This window comes from Flavobacterium notoginsengisoli, from assembly GCF_042686225.1.
Classification (GTDB): domain Bacteria; phylum Bacteroidota; class Bacteroidia; order Flavobacteriales; family Flavobacteriaceae; genus Flavobacterium; species Flavobacterium notoginsengisoli.
The window spans coordinates 318884-336048 of the sequence record NZ_JBHUOT010000003.1 but is presented as its reverse complement, the minus strand read 5'-3'; the positions used below and the strand labels follow the sequence as shown (position 1 = coordinate 336048).

Sequence of the window (17165 nt, the reverse complement as noted above, 5' to 3'; positions counted from 1 at the left end):
TTTATATACAAGTCACATTTTTTGATTCGAACAAGTAGTCCAAAATGCAGGCTTAACGTTTTCTTAAAACCAGTGTTTTTTAGTTAACATAAAAGAACGCTGCCCAGTAAAAAAGAAGATAATTATAAGATGCGTTATTAAGACGAAGCTGCTTCAGAGCATTGCTGATATGCTTCTCTACAGTATGAATAGATAAATTGAGTTTTGCTGCAATTTCAGCATTTGTAAAATGATCCATACGGCTGAGCAGAAAGACTTCTCTGCATTTGGGAGTCAATTTATTAATTTGGTCGTTGATGTTTTTCTCCAGATCAATATATTCCAAATCATTTATAGTCAAACCTGTATCTGGAATACTTTCCAATACTTCAATATGTTGCTGATCAAATTTCAGATTTCTGATCTGATTGGCAATCTTATATTTAACAGCTCTAAAAAGGTAAGCCTCAAGATTAAGAATTACAGTACTGGAGGCATTTTTCCAAAGACTTATGAAGATTTCCTGAACGATATCTTCGCAGATTGCTTCATTTTTATAGATTTTAAAAGCGTATGAATAAAGCTTTTTCCAGTAACGGTTAAAAATAATTGAAAACGCAGCATCATTTCCTTCAAAAATTAATTTCTGAAGTTCTTCGTCAGGCATTGTCAAAAGATCTTTTTCCATGTGAGATTAAAAAAGCAAATGAAAAACAACCGACAAAAAATACCTAAGAAGTTAATTTAACTTTGTGTTAAATTAGCTTTGTAAAAAAATCAAGCTATAATGTACTGCACATTACTTAAATTACTTTTTACATCTCTTTTAAAACAATTTTTACTTTATTGTATCAATGCCAGAAGAATTTTGATGAGACGAGCCTAAACTATCTCTTTCTCTTGATCTACGGCGTTCTTCGGGCTTCAAATTTTTGAGTTCGCTTTCTTCTGCAAAACTGGTATCTTCCTTAAATTTACCCGTAGAAATTTCAAAGTCTTCCGCAGTACCTGTAATTTTCATCGGAATATTAATTAGACCCATTGGGGGCAAACCTAACCTGAAACCCACATTTATTTTTCCATCCATCGTCACCTGACCTTCCAGTTTACCTCTAAATCCAGCCATCTTCATGGTTGTTGGCGTAATAGTCATTACATTATTTTTTATAGCGGAGTGAATGGCAATTTTATTAAATGAAGCTTTTTCTAAATCAGCGGCATCTGCTTTTTTGGCTACGTGATTTAAAAGTTTAAAATTTTTAAATTTAATATCTTCCAAAGTAAGTGTTCCTTCACCATCGATAGATTTAAAATCAATATTCATATTTCGGTCAATGCTTCCTCCAAGTTGGTAATCAACAGATACCAGACCATAAGCATTCTTAGCCATTGTCACCAATTCTGCAAAGATTGGTATCTCTGCATAAGCACGTTGAATATCAAAATTACTGGCTTTAAAATTAGCATTGTATTTAGCCAGCAGTCGATGCTGCGCTTTATAATCTCCTATCATCTCTATTTTGGTTCCAGCCATATTAAAAGCGGCCTGATTCACTTGAACCCTTCTATCGTTAACCGTCAGGATTCCATTAAAATCATTAATCTTATAGGTATCAAATTGAAGATTGTTAACTTTTGCTGTTATTTTTAAATCGGCTGTACTTGGGATTCTTATAACATAGTTTTTATTTTTAGCGTCGTTACTTTTAGCAATACCATTTACAGAAGCAGAATCAGTTTTTTGCATCGCTTCTTCTTCGGCTTTCTGGTCTGTATATTTTGCTATCATATCAAAAAACTCATTTGCATTGACGTGATTACTAAAAAGATCAATATCAGCCTTAAGTTTTTCGTTAGACTGACGTAAGTACTTTCTATTAAAAAGATATCTCAAAATGTTATGGATATAACCGTTTAATGCAATATCAGATTTACCATAGGTGGCATTAAAATCTTCAAAACGCATCTTATCTTTAAAAAACTTAAACGTTCCTTTAGATATTTGAAAAGTCTCAGGAAACATAGCACTTTTGATTATTATATTTTTTGCTTCGAGTTTTCCGCCATTTTTGATATTGTCGTAATTTTTGGCATCTAAATCTTTTTTGGAACCTTTAGCAATAAGATTGGTCTGAATTATACCTGAAATATTGATATCCTTAATCGGAAATATCTGCGTTAATTTACCCAAATCTAAAGTTCCCTGGGTTTTGATGTTATAAACTAAATCGTAAAGATTATTGACTTCACCTTCTATTTTAAAAGGCGATCCTGCCAAAACAAATTCCGCTGGTTGCAACTTTACATTTAAATCTTCTCCTGTACCTTTATTACTGCTTACAGCTGCAGTTACATTTATATTTTCAATAGGAATATTAGGAAATTTAAGTGATTTTAAATAGCCGTTTTTTATATTCACAATTGTTTTTGACGAAGGATATTTTTTCTGTTTACGGTTTAAAATCCCGTGCATGCTTACTTTTAAATTCAAATCCCCCTTAACTTCCAAACTATCTAAAGGATAAAATTTATGTATTGTTGCTAAATTAATCTTTGATTCTAATTCGGTGTCTACTGTAAAAGGATATAATTTATGAAGTTCGAAGCGTCCGCGAACAAAATTGTCTAAAGCCTCTGCATTCAAATTAGTTACTTTACCAGAAACATTACGTAAAATACTGTCTTTAGCCGTTAAACTCAGGTCTAGATTAACATTTTTGACCGCTTCGTTCTTCTTTATATTTTTTAAATAGCCATTTTTCAAACTTACGTTTAGCTGGAATTTAGGTATACTTTTAATTATCGTATCTATTTTATTCAAACGCGGACTAAATCCTAAATCTCGTAAAAATATTCCATTAGCTTTTAGATCAAGTGCAATATCTCCGCGAATATCATTCTGGTTCAGATTTAGTGCTTCTTTAAATTTCGTCGCATCTAAATGGGCTTTTATTGCGGTTTTAATCTTCAACTTTTTAAAACCTTCTGAATGAAAATTAACTGTTGTTTTCTTTTTATCAAGATTAAACGACAAGTTATCTAAATCAAATTTTAATTTATTAATATCTAAATCTCTAACCAAAGCTTTGGCAGAAATATTGATATCCTTTATAGGTTCTTTAATTTTTTTATAAGCAATAGTTCCGTTATTGATTTGTAAATCTGCCGAAACAACCGGTTTTTCAGATTGATCCTGCATGTATTTTCCACGGGCAAAAATTCCAAAATTAATGTTACCTGTAATAGTCATTTGTTCACGCCACTGATCATAAGCCGGCGGTACAAGCGACAACATTTCTTCTAACGTAGAATTTTTAGAAAGCATTCGCAAATCAAAATCATATCCGCCTTTTATAAAAGCAAAATAGCCATTAAACGAGAAAGGAAAATTTTTAATTCTAATCGCATTTCGCTCAAACTTAAATTTAAGCGCCTTTGTATCTATGTCGGTTACAATTTCAGCATTTATGGGTTTACTGCGAACATAATCGACACCGGCTACACTAAAATCAAACGACTTTATTTTTACACTCGAATTAAGATCAAAAAAATCGGCACTTAAATCTCCTGTTCCTTTATAGTTAAGTTCCTGAACTTTAAATTTTAAAAGAGTACTTTTATCATTGTAAAGGATATTTGTTTTATTTATAACGACTTTCTTTATTTTAAATTCCGTTTGGGTGGTATCTGCAGTAGCTTTAGAAGGCTTTATAATATTAAAGTTTGCATGCCCTTTAGAATCTATTTCAAGGTTTAAATTGGCGTCATCCAAATAAACAGCATCTAAAACTATTTTGCCCTTTAGTAAACTGTAAAAATTGACTCCAACAGCTGCTGTTTCAGCCTTTATAACATTTGATGAGGCAAATTGTGTTTTTTTGTTTACTATGCTGACATTTTTAGCATAAAGAATTATTGCTGGAAAATGTTTGAAAGCAGAAAGTCCAATTTCATCAAAACGCACTTCCGCATTCAGATTTTCATTAGCAATACTTTCTATTTTATCTGTTATTTCATCTTTAAAAATATAGGGTACAATTGTGAGAACTAATACTAAAAGCAGAAACAGGCTTACAATAATAATTGCACCTTTTTTTAAAAACTTCTTAATCATTTTTGGAATATGTCTATTAAAAATTTAAAAATAGATATTTAATAGTTAAGGGTAAATATTCAATATAATATTAACTCAAAAATAACAGTTATTTTCCACTCTGTTTTTGATGGTAATTATTGAAATAATTTAGTATTCCATTTTTTAAATTTTATAACTCTAGAATCCTAATCTATCTTATTTCAACAACATTCTTTCCGTAATTGTCTTATTTGAGAATGTATCAATTCCGGTAACCTCGGCATACTTTACATTGGGCACCCAAAAAGAACCTCCTTCAATGCGTACAAATATTTTCTCTACCTGTATTTTTTTCTGATTTACATTTACAAAAACATGATATTTTTGATCTGAATCTATCTTTTTCAAGATTAAAGGCAACTTTTTATACGATACAAATTGAAGCTCAAACTCCTCATTATCTAAGGTTTTACTTTCTATTCCGTATGCAAATTTGCGTTGCATATAATTAAAATCTTTTTTTTCTCCTTTCTCAGCATATCGAATCCAATATGCTTTTATGGGATTGTTTTTGTCAATTTTTCCATTTTCCTGATAGTTTATGGCATAAATAGCGGTATTTATATTTAGGTCACGCTGAATATAAAATAGCATATTATCTATATTTTTAGGCGTTGGAAAATGCAATGGCGATGGATTTTTGGATTGTGCCAATACATCTTCAGAAATTATATTTACTAAGATCGTTATAACGATTAGTGATTTTGTAAAATGTTTAAATGATAATTTATTCATAACGACATATTTATACACCTCATTGGATGCAATTATTTTAACACATAGAAACATAGATTTTTAACGCCTAAAAAAAGGCGTTTCACTTGTTTAAACAAACATAGTTGGCCATGTGTTAGAAACTAGTTTTTTTTATTCTTTTTACGAATCTAAAGCTTATGTTTCTATGTGTTAAATCACTTTTTTTAAACTAAACAGATTAATTTGATTCGATTACGTTCTGTTTTTCTTTTCCCCTGAAAACCCAATATTTAATTAGCGGATAATTGAATCCATAAGAAACAAAACTATCTGTGATTAATCTTCCGATTCTGTAATCGATTTGAAATATGTTTTGCAGAATTAGCGTACCAAATGATTTTAAAGAAATGCTTCCCAATACAACCAACGCAAATTTAAAAATCTGACTATTGATGCAGTTCTTATAACCGGATTGATTTTTAAATACCCAAAATCTATTGATGCTGAAATTGATAATGGCACCAACGGTTCCGGAGATTAGAATAGAAAAGGTAAAATGCAATTGAAAGACTTCTGTTAACAGAATCATTAAGCCATAATCGGTTATACCGCCTAAAAATGCCGCAACCTGTGCTTGCAGAAAAGTGAAAACAGCTTTTTTTCTGAACATTTCAGCCTTGGTTTTTATCTTTTAAATCACCCAGTTTTAAAAGTTTAAAACTGTCTACAATATTGATTACAAATAATACAATAGCGATTAAGCCCGCCAAATAAGCAATTGATCCATGAAATAAAACTTCTGCAATTAAAATGAAAGCAATAATAAATCGAAGTTCTGTTGGACCAACAAAGCCTGAATCTATGCTGTATTGATCTGTAATTTTGTAGCGTAACTGACTGATGATAACAGACCAGCCATACAATGCGACAAAAGCGAAGGCTACTATTTGTGTGCCATTTTTAGCATAAATATAGTAGCCAAAGCCTATAAGTACAATACCAATCCAATCGGCAATAATATCGATTGCAAAACCATACCAACGGCGCGGAATATTTCTGTAATAAGCCAATCTTCCGTCTAAAGAATCACCTAACCAATTTAGAAACAAACCGATAATACCCAAAAGCAAATACCGGTTTGTTACATAAGTACCTAAAACAAAAGCTAAAAAAACGAATACAGACCCAACTGTACCAATTAAGGTGAGTACATTTGGCGAAATGAATTTAGGCACTTTTGGAAGCAAAAATACAATCGTTAACTGCTCTGCTTTTTTTAAAATGTTTGTTCGATTACGATCTGAAAATGTTCTTTGTGCAATTGTACTATAATCTTCAAGCTGTGTTTCTTTTTCCATTATTAGCTCAATATTTGTAAGCCAGATAGTATAGCCAATTCCAGTTTTGCAATTTTTACTTTTATTTTCCTTTGGGTATTTTTAAAAAAATCTGTGGTACTTTTTAGCTTACCTGATCTAACCAGATAACTAAATGCTATAATAATCAGCATAATTATTTAACAATACCTGCAAAACGCTGATAGAAAACCGTTGGACTGTTTTCGTTTTTAGGAGCGTATTTTCCAGCTATAATTGGAATATAAATAACTCTTCTTCTGCTTTCTTCACCACGGATAGAGGATTCTGCCACTCTGTGCCACAAACGACCATCGTGAATGGTTAAATCTCCGGCTTCCGGATTGATGGAAACTTCCTCTGCATCGGGTTTGTTATCCAAAAAGTATTTTTTACGAAAAAGCATTTGATAAATACTTTGTTTATGTGTACCAGGAATGATTTTAAGACCACCGTTTTCGGGTTTTAAAGTACTTAAGTGAATCCCAACATTTAACATCGGGTTTAATTTTGCACCATAAAAAATATCTCTCAAACCATCTGTATGCCAGCCCATTTTTGTAAACTTACTTTCCGGACCATTGATGTAATGATTAAAAACCATTCCGTCTTTTTCTTCTGTGCCTAATCTGGCGCCATCGCCTGCCAACGGCAATAAACCATTAAATCTTGGATCAAGTAAAAGACCGCTTAAGGTTTGATGATGCTGATTGATAAAAGCAAAACGTTGCACAATAGCAGAACCGTCTAAATCTTTTCCATATTTAATTGGAACACCGTTTACTTTTTGAAGATCGTTTTCAATCCAATTTTGCTCTACTTGTTTGGAGGCATCAATGATGGATGAAACCGTTTCCGGATTTATGAATTTTTTGAAATGAATGAAGCCATGTTCGTTAAAAAAGGCAATTTGCTCATTAGTTAATTGCTCAGTAAGGGTAAATGTTTTATAAGAAGATACCATGATAATATGTATTTAATAAATGAAATAATAAGTTTAAAATTTTATCTAAAAGTTTAGCAACAGCAACAACAGCACATTCGCATGTTTGCCTGCATTTGACTTTTAGGAAAATTAAAACTATTTTTTCTTTTATTTGACATACTCTATAGGATTAGTAGAATTTAATACAAACATAATATATATTTTCTCTTTTGCAAAAAATATTTTTTATTTTTTTTCGAAAAAATTAAATTTTATAAATCCCAGCTGCTGTTTTTTCGATAAAAGCCTTTGGTAGTATGCGGTTAGCATAAACCGAAATGATATTGGTAAAACCAGGAATAACTTCAGATTTTTTGCTGAACATGGCTTTTACCGCCATTTTTGCAACTTCATTTGGCTGCATATTAAACTTTTCCGCCATTTTGTTTAAAGCGTTTAAACCAGCTCTTGCGGCAAAACCGGTATCAACCGGACCCGGACTGAAACAGGTTACTGAAATTGAAGTTTGGGCAAGTTCGAAACGCAAGGCACGTGTAAAAGATAATACAAAAGCCTTTGTGGCCGAATAAACAGCAAGCGTAGGTACCGCCTGATAGGCAGCTGTACTCGATATATTTAAAATGTAAGCTTGTTTTTCCTGAGAAAGTAGAGGTACTAATAAATGCGAAAGCTCCACCACTACATTCATGTTAAGCTGCATCATGCCAAGCTGATCATTTAGAGAAGATTTACTAAAATCGCCCCATACCCCATAACCTGCATTGTTAATTAAAACGCCAACCGGATAGTTATTCATTTTTATCCAATCGGTTACTTTTTGTGCTGCGCCATTTATCGAAAGATCAATCGATAAAACAAAAACACTGATCCCGTGTTTAACTTGAAGATCATTAGATAGTGTTTTTAATTCCTCGTCACTTCTTGCAATAAGTAATAGCGGATAACCCTTTTTTGCTAATTCATAAGCAATAGATTTTCCAATACCTTTGCTGGCACCAGTTATTAAGGCATACGGTTTCGTTTTTTCGCTCATTTTGTTCATTTAATCCTCAAATATAAAGATTAATTGTAAACCGTTGGGTATGCAACATACAGAATGACTTACCCTCTTCTTCCCTATTAGTAAGCAATATTTTATTCTGTTACCGCATCAAGCTGCTCTGTTTTATTTATTTTCTCAACTCCCCTTTCTCTTATTAGTTCTACTGCATCGAGCATTTTTATTAAATGAATATAAGGCGTCGTTAGGTCTGAGTCAGAATCTGCGGAATGAGGAGACAATGAAAGTTCCAGAATTTGATATAGAAATAATTCAAACTCTTTCAGTCTTTTTTCATCAAATGCGTTTTGAAATACCATAAAAGGATTATCGTATTCTTCTTTTGTAAGGGAAGAAAGATGAAATACCGTTTCATTTCGCAAAATATCTTTCACTTTCCATTTTTTGCTTCTCTTTTTCAGGCAATAACAGATTTTCAGAAATGAGTTGATAACAGTGTACAAAACAAAAACATCCGAAGGATTTTCCTCTTTACAAACTTTTGTTTTATAGCAGTACATTACCACTTCGCTTAAATTCTGTTTATAATACTCCAGATGAGCAAAGGCGAAAAAGGCTTTAATTGCTTTAAATGGATTTTTCGCCACATATCCCGCCCAAAAACTCGTTTCGAAAGATATTTTCTTCTTTTTCATCGTCAATCAAATTAAAATTCTTCAGCAAAATTCTGCTCCTTCAATAGAATAACCTATTCAAAAATTACCTATAATATTCTTACAAAATAATTCTTCTCTGAAATATTTTTTTATCTTTGAAACTCATGCTTTTTAGCACAAATGGCTTTATCTTTGAAACTTTAGAAAACCAATATTCATTATGGAACAGAAAATACATCAGGGAAGAAACGTAAAACGTTTTAGAGAAATGCTTAACATCAAGCAGGAAGCATTGGCTTATGATCTGGGCGAAGACTGGACTCAAAAAAAAATTTCTTTGCTGGAGCAAAAAGATGTAATTGAAGACAGCCTGCTAAAACAAATCTCCGCTGTATTGAAAATTCCGGTTGAAGCTTTTCAGAATTTTGATGAAGAACAAGTGATAAATATTATTTCTAATACATTTGACAATGGCGCAATTGGTTATCAAAAGAATGACAATTGTACGTTTAATACAATTGATAAAATTGTTCAATTATATGATGAAAAAATTGCTTTGTACGAGCGTATGTTGAAGGAGAAAGAGGAAATGATGGTTAGGTTTGAGAAATTGATTGGGAAATAAATATTTATAGAGATATAAAACAAAAAAGAGACTTGAAGTCTCTTTTTTGTTGAGTATAAAAACAAATTACCTCAAATCTATATCAACTTTATCGATAATTCCTGTAAACCTAAAAGGCAATTTATAAGCATATGTCACAGGAGATCCCGAATCTTCACCAATTCCAAAAGTGTCAATTCCAAAACGGGCAGCGACAGTTTTATCTATTCGTCCTTCTCCAACTAATTTATTATTAATATAAAGTTTACCTGTACCACCTTTTCCTGTTCCGCCTCCATCATAAGTAAAATCAAATTTCACAGTACTTTTCCCTAGTGGTAGAGATTCCTTAGAAGTTATCACAAAACGTGATTCATCAAAATAATTGTAATGATAGACGAGTTTTCCATTTTGCACATATAATGCAAATCCTGCTGAACTTCCTCCAGAAGCAACAATTACACCGCTATCTCCTTTAGATTTTAATTCAATATCTGCCGATATACTATGCGATTTATTTTTAGTGTTCGGTGATGCTGTTTCAGCCAATCTTGTCGCACCCGCATAAAAAGTAAAATGCTTACGTTTTGGATCTGATGGTGTGGGTTTTGGAGAAATTAATCTTCCTGTTCCTCTATCATCTAACGGGTATACATTATACTTTTTAGCTTCTTCATTAAATATATTTTTAAGTTCTGCTAATTTCTCTGGATATTTTTTTGCTAGGTCAACAGATTCACTATAATCTTCGTCAATATTATAAAGTTCCCATTTGTCTTTATCCCAGTTGCCCGGAGCATAATCCTGTCGCCAAGGAAATGTGTGCTGTGTTGCAGCAACCCAACCGTTATCATAAATTGCTCTATTACTAAAGATTTCAAAATATTGTCGTGTTCGAACTGGTTTAGCATTTTTATCACTAAAAGTGGGAAGAAAAGAAACACCGTCCATTGGTTTTTGTTCAACACCGTCAACACTTTTTGGAGATGGTAAATGTGAAGCGTTCAGAATAGTTGGCAGTACATCTATTAAATGCACAAACTGGCTACGCATTCCTCCTTTGTCCTTTATTACTTTTGGCCAGCTTACCACCATAGGGTTTCGGCTTCCTCCAAAATGCGATGCAACTTGTTTAACCCATTGAAACGGAGCATTACCCGCCCATGCCCAACCTACAGGATAATGAGGTTCTGTATTAGGGTTTCCAATTTCATCAAGATGTTTCAAATTATCTGTGAGTGGAGTTGCAATACCGCTCAATGCTTTTATCTCATTAATAGTTCCCTCCATACCTCCTTCTGAGCTTGCTCCATTATCTCCCACAATATAAAACACTAAAGTATTATCGGCATCTGGTAATTTACTAATAGCTTCTAAGAGACGTCCTGTTTCGTGATCCGCAAAAGAAAGATAACCTGCATAATTTTCCATTAAGCGGGCAAATAGTTTTTTCTGATCAGCTGAAAGTTTATCCCAAGGAGTGACCCAATCAGGTCTTGGAGTAAGTTTGGTTCCTTTTGGAATAATTCCCATTTTTAACTGACGCTCGTAGGTTTCCTGTCTTACTACATCCCAGCCTTTATCAAATTGACCTTTAAATTTATCACGCCATTCCTTTGGTGCATGATGTGGCGCATGTGCTGCTCCAGGAGCAAAATACATCATGACTGGTTTCTGTGGCGCAAGAGCTTTATTGTATTCGAGCCAGTTAATCGCCCTGTCTGTCATATCAGTCATAAAATGATATCCTTGCTCAGGTGTTTTATTAGGCTCAACTGCTTTTGTATTTTCAAAAAGAACTGGATAATACTGATGTGTTTCTCCTGCGTTAAATCCATAAAAGTAATCAAATCCTAAACCTGTAGGCCAACGATCAAAAGGACCAACAACAGAAGTTTCCCAATCTGGTGTATTATGATTTTTTCCAAACCAGCTTGTGCTGTATCCATTACCTTTTAATATTCTTCCCGAAGTAGCAGTCGTTTTCGGAATCATACAATCATAACTTGGAAAACCTGTAGCCCATTCTGCTAAAAATCCTGATCCTGCGTTATGATGATTTCGTCCTGTAAGCAATGCAGCTCTGGAGGGTCCACATATTGCCGTAGTATGGAATCGGTTATATTTTAAACCATTTGCAGCAAGTTGATCTAATGCAGGTGTAGGAACAGGACCTCCAAAAGTGCTTACCTGACCAAAACCTACATCATCTAAAAGAATTATAATAACATTTGGAGCTCCTTGAGGCGGAGTAACTAATTTAGGCCATTCTTCTTTAGAGTCTTTATACGTTTCCCCAATCTTACCACCAAAAGGAGGTTCTGGAATTGGTAATGTAGTTCGATCTAATTCTCCCGAATTGCTCTTTTCTATAACAGCATCATTCTGTTTTGATTGGTTACAACTGATAAAAACAATCGTTAAAATAGATAGCAATAATCCTGATTTATTAATTATTCTCATAATCTATAATTTTGATATACACTAAATTACAAACCCAACGAATACAAAAAATTATTATAATGTTGCAAATTATAATTTGCAACCAATTTTAGTAAACTATAGCATAAAAAACGATAGCGCAGATTTGTAATCCGTACCCACAACAGTAAGACACAAAACAAATCATTAAAACAAAAGCTACATAAACTAATGTGCTTTTTTATATTTACAAAGAGAACTAACCAATCTTTGTGGGCACAGATCTGCTCTATCGTTGTAAAACGGCTTAGTGCACGAGCGAGACGCTCGCAACAGCGAGGGCTTTAAAAATTAATCACAAACAATTATTTAATAGAAAATATTTTTTTTCTACTTTCGCATTGCTTTAGGGGTATTCTGGCAGAAGCAGAATTGAGAAACACCCTTTGAACCTGAATCAGTTTATACTGGCGTAGGGAAAAGCAGATACTTCCTGTACAGGTACATTCTGCCTATTCCTCCTTAAACTTTTATCAAGGTTTGTAAATTAATTTATGCTTCGGAAAGATTTTGAAACCTTAAACCGTTTCTCATTTCTGGCTCCGATGTTTAACAATGCAGAAATAATAGAATAAATGAAAAATAAAGAAGCTGTAATATTCGACATGGACGGTGTTGTAATTAACAGTGAACATTTTTGGAAGCAGGCAGAAACCGAAATATTTAGCTCATTAGGAGTACAACTTTCTCATTCGGATCGGTTGCTAACACAGACAATGACAACTAGGGAAGTAACAAACTTTTGGTTTGCCAAATATCCCTGGCATAATGTAACTTTAGAAGAAGCCGAACAAATGGTAATTCGAAGAGTTATGGATTTAATACGTACCGAAGACTGTATTATAGAAAATATCAGACCTTTTATCGAGCATTTAAAAGCAGCTAACTACAAAATAGGTCTGGCAACAAATTCACCCGAATCTTTTATAGCAATAAGTCTGGAAAGAGCCGGAATTAACGATTTGTTCGATGCTATTTCTTCTTCTGAACATGAAAAAAAGGGAAAACCGGATCCTGCTGTGTATCTTACAACAGCAAAAAAATTAAATGTTTTACCAGAAAATTGTATTGTTATAGAAGACTCCTTTAATGGAATGAAAGCTGGTAAAGATGCAGGAATGACTGTAATAGCATTTACAAATGGCGACGATAGCCTAACTTTTGATATTGCAGATTACATACTTCACAGCTACCCCGATAACGCAGATTTGCAATTCGTGTCCGCAACAGTAAAACACCAAACAAATCATTAAAACTTTACATTTTTAGCTTAAGCTAAATTGACAAAGAGCTGTCCTAAGACAGCTCTTTTATACTTTTTTTATAGTTTATACTTCTAAAAAAAACAATAAAAGCATAAGTTTTTAAATTTATTTCAACGGATTTCCCTCTTTGTCTAAAGAACCCGATTTGATGATAATCATTTTATCCAGTTTTACATACTTTTTGATCGCATCGTTTACCTGTTGCAAAGTGGCTTTTTCAATGTCTTTTGGATATTGGTCAATATAATTTGGTTCTAATCCTCTTTCGATAAAACCTAAAATTGTTCTCGCCATTCCGCTTGTAGTAGACATTCCCACCTTAAAACTTCCAATTAAATTGGTTTTCTTGTTTTCCAGTTCTTCGGCTGTAATTCCGTCTTTTACCCATTTGTCCACCTGAACCATTGTGGCGTCCAGACCTTTCTGGAATAAATTTGGATTAAAAGAAGCATTTACAAACCAATAACCGCCTGTTTCAATGTTTCCGCCAATTCCGGATGAAATGTTGTAGGTCAATCCGTCGTTGTCACGAACTGTCTGCATTAAACGTCCTGCAAATCCGGCTCCTAATGTATAGTTTCCAATGTAGAACGGAATATAATCAGCATCGGCTCTTTTTAAACCTGTATATTGTCCTATGAACAATTCTGCACTTGGTTTCTCCGGAATTGTCACTACTTCAGTTTTTGAATTTGATTTTGAAGGTTCTTCGAATTTTAATTTTTCTGATACTCCGCCATTCCAGTTTTTGAATGATTTTTTTAAGGAATTATTTAAGTTTGCTCCTTCTGTATCGCCTACAATTACTAATCGCATCGAAGCTGGTCCGAAATATTTTTTATGAAAAGCTTTTACTTCATCTAAAGTTACTTTTTTGATATTTTCGATATTTTCCTCAACACTCAAATTGTAATTTGGATTTCCTTTTGGATAAATTGCCTGAGACAAAGCAATATCGCCTCTTTCTCCCGGATCATTTAAACTCTGCTTTGTATTCCCGATAAACTGCTGTTTCAAATTCTCAAATTCTTTAGTATCAAACAAAGGATTTCTTAATTCTTCTGCCAGTAAAGCAACAACCTGATCCAGATCTTTTTTCAAACATTTAAAGCCAATGTTGATTTTGAAAGTGGAAGCATTTACATTTAAAGAAACACCTAATTTCTGTAATTTTTCTGAAAATTTGAATTTATCATTAATCGTCGTTCCTTTTGAAAGCATTGAAGCTGTCAAAGCCGGAATTATATCATTTTTAGTTTCACTCGCATAATTTCCTAACGAAATACTAGCTGCAACAGTCACAAAATCTTTAGCAGAAGTTTTTACAGCAACCACATCAATTCCGGAAACTTTTTCTCTTTTATAAGCTGATGCTGATTTCTCGATTACAGTATCATCAAAAGTAATTTCCGAAATATTTTTTTGTTCTAATGAAAGAGCTGAGGATGCAATCTCTTCATGATTATGCTCATTTTCAGGATGTCTGTAATAAAACGGTTCCTTTTCTTCAACGAAATTATTTGCTTTAACAATAGCTACATTTTGATTTCCGGATTGTTTCGGAATAAAATAGCCTGTTGTACTCTGGTCTTCAACCAAATATTTATTGGCTACACGAAGAACATCAGCAGGAGTTACTTTTTTCAGTCGGTCAACTCCTGTTATATAATCTGTCCAGTCTCCCGATGCAATGGCTTCGTTTAATTCTGACGCAATTACTCCGGAACCATCTCTTTTCAAGACAGTCTGAGCGCTGATTTTTGCCACAACACGGTTTACTTCATCCTGAGTAACGCCTTCTTTTTGGATTTTAGCCACAACTTCGCTGATTTTAGCATCAATATCTTCGTGTTTTGAAGTGGTTGGAAATCCTACTCCAATTGTAAATAATCCTACTTCTTTAAAGTTGGTTGCGCTGGCATAAGAATAATTCCCTAAACGAGTATCAACAAAAGTTTTATTCAAAATTGCAGATGGCCCATTTCCAATAATCTGAGCCAGAATATTTAATGCTGGAAGATCTTCATTTAGAGCGCCCGGAATTTTGTACGCTTTGTTGACAACACCCAATTCTCCCGGTTTTCTTACCACAATTTTACGCGGACCATATTGCTGAGGTTCTTCCGTGTAAGGCTGAGGCATTACGTGCGGCGCTTTTGTAATTTTTCCGAAATACTTTTCGATTAATTCAAAAATATTCTCTTTTCTAAAATTTCCAATAATAGTTAAAGTCGCATTATCAGGCCAGTAATACATATTATAAAAGTTCTTCAAAACTTCAATCGGTGCTTTTTCAATATCCGATTTCCATCCTATTGTCGAATGATGATATGGATGTGCAATATATGCCGAAGCCCAGATTTCTTTGTCCAGTAAACTGTTCGGATTATTTTCTCCTCTTTCAAATTCGTTGCGTACCACCGTCATTTCTGCTTCTTTATCTTCTTTTAACAGTAAAGAATTACGCATTCTGTCGGCTTCGATCTGAAGCGCCAGTTCTATTTTATCACTCGGCAATGTTTCATAATAATTAGTTCTATCATACCAGGTCGTAGCATTAATCTGCGCTCCATTATTCTGGAGAACATCAGGTATGGAATTTTTATTCTTTTTATTGAAAGTTGGCGTTCCCTTAAACATTAAATGCTCCAGAAGATGTGTTGATCCCGTGTTTCCTAAAACCTCATGTTTAGAACCTACACGATAAACAATCTGCACGGTCGCAACTGGCGAAGCATTGTCCTGTAAAAGAAGCACACTCATACCATTTGGCTGGTATAAATATTCTTCTATTCCGCCTAATTCTTTTATTTTCTTGAAGTTAACCGATTTATTCTGCGCTGAAATCAGGGTGCAGAAAGCTAATGAGCAGTAGCCCAGTAAAATATATTTTTTCATTTTTTGTGATTGAGATATTTAGCTTGAAGTAACTTTTTGATTTTTAGATCAATCCGTTACAGTAAGCTGTCAAGCAATTTTACCAATTTTTCATCTGACGGTCTTGGTGCATTTTGGTTTACAATATTGCCTTTTGGATCTAACAAAATAAAACGAGGAATTCCTTTAATGTAATAACGATCTGAAAATTCTACAGGAGAATTACCGCCTGCCCAAAGCTGTATGCCGCCCATCTTTTTTTCAACAATCACTGCTCTCCACTTTTCTAATTCTTTTTCCCTGTCAATAGAAATACTTACAAACGTGATGTTTTTATCTTTGTATTTTTCTTCAATTTCATTCAAAAAAGGAACTTCATTTAAACATGGATGACACCAGGTTGCCCAAACATCTATGTAAACATATTTGCCACGAAGGTCTTTTAATGAAGTTGTTCCGCCTGCATAATTTAAGTAATTGTTGAATTCAGGAGATGCCATTCCGGGAGCCAGTTCTTTTAATATTTTTTTCTGTTCCTCATACATTGGCTGCATGCTTTCTTTCAATTTAGAAACATCTTCTACTTGTTTGGCTGAAAATGCCGGATCAATTTTTCCTTTGTTTTTTTCTACCAAATCTATTATTGTTTTTTTGTAAGCATCAATCTGTCTGTTATATTCTTTTTCTTCCAGACTTAAAAAGTCACTGTACGGAAATTCTCCGATCAAAGCATTATTAAGCGAATCTTTTAAATATAATATGGAGTTTTCGATGCTTCCATTTCCTTCAAATTTTAAAGATTTTGCTTCATTTACAAACTTAACTTTTAAGTCAGATCCTTTTTTAAGATACACCACATTTCCTTTTGCATAATAAAAACTGTAATAACCAGGATTATCTAACTTAATGGTTTCTTTAAAAGTGCCATCGCTGTTAATTTTTATTGTAAAATTTTTATTCTCTTTTCTATTCAATAGTTTTAATTCTTTTCCTTCAATAGGTTTAGTAATTTTTCCCGAAACGATTGCATAATCTGCATTTTTAGTCTGAGCATTCACTGAAATGAATGGCAAAGCCAATAGAACAAGTATTTGTTTCAAATTTGTTTTCATTGTTGATTTTTTATTAAAATGTTAAAGTATAATTGATGTTGAAATTTTAAAATAAGGTA

General features: G+C 33.3%; 13 protein-coding genes and 1 riboswitch. Of the genes, 2 read left to right on the top strand and 11 right to left on the bottom strand.

Annotation, left to right across the window (positions count from 1 at the left end; all coding sequences use genetic code 11):
* Positions 1-79: 79 nt before the first annotated feature.
* The 8 genes from ACFS3A_RS09295 to ACFS3A_RS09260 all read right to left on the bottom strand — a co-directional run bounded on the left by ACFS3A_RS09295 (position 80) and on the right by ACFS3A_RS09260 (position 8806).
* Positions 80-667 carry an RNA polymerase sigma factor gene (locus tag ACFS3A_RS09295; RefSeq protein WP_379825134.1) on the bottom strand — a complete coding sequence of 196 codons (588 nt, stop codon included), beginning with the start codon at positions 665-667 and terminating at the stop codon, positions 80-82.
* A 150-nt stretch (positions 668-817) separates the two neighbouring features.
* On the bottom strand, positions 818-4093 hold the full coding sequence (locus tag ACFS3A_RS09290) for an AsmA family protein (protein ID WP_379825133.1): 3276 nt from the start codon (positions 4091-4093) through the stop codon (positions 818-820).
* Between the two features lie 177 nt (positions 4094-4270).
* Positions 4271-4849 carry a DUF4833 domain-containing protein gene (locus ACFS3A_RS09285; RefSeq protein WP_379825132.1) on the bottom strand — a complete coding sequence of 193 codons (579 nt, stop codon included), beginning with the start codon at positions 4847-4849 and terminating at the stop codon, positions 4271-4273.
* A gap of 199 nt (positions 4850-5048) precedes the next feature.
* Positions 5049-5480, bottom strand: coding sequence for a GtrA family protein (locus tag ACFS3A_RS09280; protein ID WP_379825131.1), 432 nt, complete (start codon positions 5478-5480; stop codon positions 5049-5051).
* A gap of 1 nt (position 5481) precedes the next feature.
* Positions 5482-6168, bottom strand: a complete 687-nt coding sequence (locus tag ACFS3A_RS09275) for a CDP-alcohol phosphatidyltransferase family protein (RefSeq protein WP_379825130.1) — start codon at positions 6166-6168, stop codon at positions 5482-5484.
* 154 nt (positions 6169-6322) lie between these two features.
* Positions 6323-7129, bottom strand: a complete 807-nt coding sequence (locus tag ACFS3A_RS09270; protein ID WP_379825128.1) for a phytanoyl-CoA dioxygenase family protein — start codon at positions 7127-7129, stop codon at positions 6323-6325.
* 226 nt (positions 7130-7355) lie between these two features.
* Positions 7356-8144 carry an SDR family NAD(P)-dependent oxidoreductase gene (locus tag ACFS3A_RS09265; RefSeq protein WP_379825127.1) on the bottom strand — a complete coding sequence of 263 codons (789 nt, stop codon included), beginning with the start codon at positions 8142-8144 and terminating at the stop codon, positions 7356-7358.
* A gap of 101 nt (positions 8145-8245) precedes the next feature.
* The gene (locus tag ACFS3A_RS09260; RefSeq protein WP_379825125.1) at positions 8246-8806 is read right to left on the bottom strand and encodes a hypothetical protein; all 561 of its coding nucleotides are present in this window, start codon (positions 8804-8806) and stop codon (positions 8246-8248) included.
* 181 nt (positions 8807-8987) lie between these two features.
* Here ACFS3A_RS09260 and ACFS3A_RS09255 point away from each other — a divergent pair, with 181 nt between their 5' ends.
* Positions 8988-9392, top strand: a complete 405-nt coding sequence (locus ACFS3A_RS09255) for a helix-turn-helix domain-containing protein (RefSeq protein WP_379825123.1) — start codon at positions 8988-8990, stop codon at positions 9390-9392.
* 66 nt (positions 9393-9458) lie between these two features.
* Here ACFS3A_RS09255 and ACFS3A_RS09250 read toward each other — a convergent pair whose 3' ends face one another.
* Positions 9459-11834, bottom strand: a complete 2376-nt coding sequence (locus tag ACFS3A_RS09250; protein ID WP_379825122.1) for a sulfatase-like hydrolase/transferase — start codon at positions 11832-11834, stop codon at positions 9459-9461.
* Between the two features lie 356 nt (positions 11835-12190).
* Positions 12191-12288: riboswitch (TPP riboswitch) on the top strand.
* 139 nt (positions 12289-12427) lie between these two features.
* On the opposite strand from ACFS3A_RS09250, the gene ACFS3A_RS09245 reads away from it, so the two are divergent.
* A complete protein-coding gene (locus ACFS3A_RS09245) occupies positions 12428-13105 on the top strand; it encodes an HAD family hydrolase (RefSeq protein WP_379825121.1) in 678 nt (225 codons plus the stop codon).
* Positions 13106-13222: 117 nt separating this feature from the next.
* Here ACFS3A_RS09245 and ACFS3A_RS09240 read toward each other — a convergent pair whose 3' ends face one another.
* Positions 13223-16015 (bottom strand): M16 family metallopeptidase, encoded by a 2793-nt coding sequence (locus tag ACFS3A_RS09240; RefSeq protein ID WP_379825120.1) that lies wholly within the window; start codon positions 16013-16015, stop codon positions 13223-13225.
* Between the two features lie 56 nt (positions 16016-16071).
* On the bottom strand, positions 16072-17106 hold the full coding sequence (locus ACFS3A_RS09235; protein WP_379825119.1) for a TlpA family protein disulfide reductase: 1035 nt from the start codon (positions 17104-17106) through the stop codon (positions 16072-16074).
* Positions 17107-17165: the final 59 nt, after the last annotated feature.

Coding starts and splice junctions, on each gene's coding strand:
- ACFS3A_RS09295 (WP_379825134.1), bottom strand. CDS start 667: ATGGAAAAAGATCTTTTGACAATGCCTGACGAAGAACTTCAGAAATTA.
- ACFS3A_RS09290 (WP_379825133.1), bottom strand. CDS start 4,093: ATGATTAAGAAGTTTTTAAAAAAAGGTGCAATTATTATTGTAAGCCTG.
- ACFS3A_RS09285 (WP_379825132.1), bottom strand. CDS start 4,849: ATGAATAAATTATCATTTAAACATTTTACAAAATCACTAATCGTTATA.
- ACFS3A_RS09280 (WP_379825131.1), bottom strand. CDS start 5,480: ATGTTCAGAAAAAAAGCTGTTTTCACTTTTCTGCAAGCACAGGTTGCG.
- ACFS3A_RS09275 (WP_379825130.1), bottom strand. CDS start 6,168: ATGGAAAAAGAAACACAGCTTGAAGATTATAGTACAATTGCACAAAGA.
- ACFS3A_RS09270 (WP_379825128.1), bottom strand. CDS start 7,129: ATGGTATCTTCTTATAAAACATTTACCCTTACTGAGCAATTAACTAAT.
- ACFS3A_RS09265 (WP_379825127.1), bottom strand. CDS start 8,144: ATGAGCGAAAAAACGAAACCGTATGCCTTAATAACTGGTGCCAGCAAA.
- ACFS3A_RS09260 (WP_379825125.1), bottom strand. CDS start 8,806: ATGAAAAAGAAGAAAATATCTTTCGAAACGAGTTTTTGGGCGGGATAT.
- ACFS3A_RS09255 (WP_379825123.1), top strand. CDS start 8,988: ATGGAACAGAAAATACATCAGGGAAGAAACGTAAAACGTTTTAGAGAA.
- ACFS3A_RS09250 (WP_379825122.1), bottom strand. CDS start 11,834: ATGAGAATAATTAATAAATCAGGATTATTGCTATCTATTTTAACGATT.
- ACFS3A_RS09245 (WP_379825121.1), top strand. CDS start 12,428: ATGAAAAATAAAGAAGCTGTAATATTCGACATGGACGGTGTTGTAATT.
- ACFS3A_RS09240 (WP_379825120.1), bottom strand. CDS start 16,015: ATGAAAAAATATATTTTACTGGGCTACTGCTCATTAGCTTTCTGCACC.
- ACFS3A_RS09235 (WP_379825119.1), bottom strand. CDS start 17,106: ATGAAAACAAATTTGAAACAAATACTTGTTCTATTGGCTTTGCCATTC.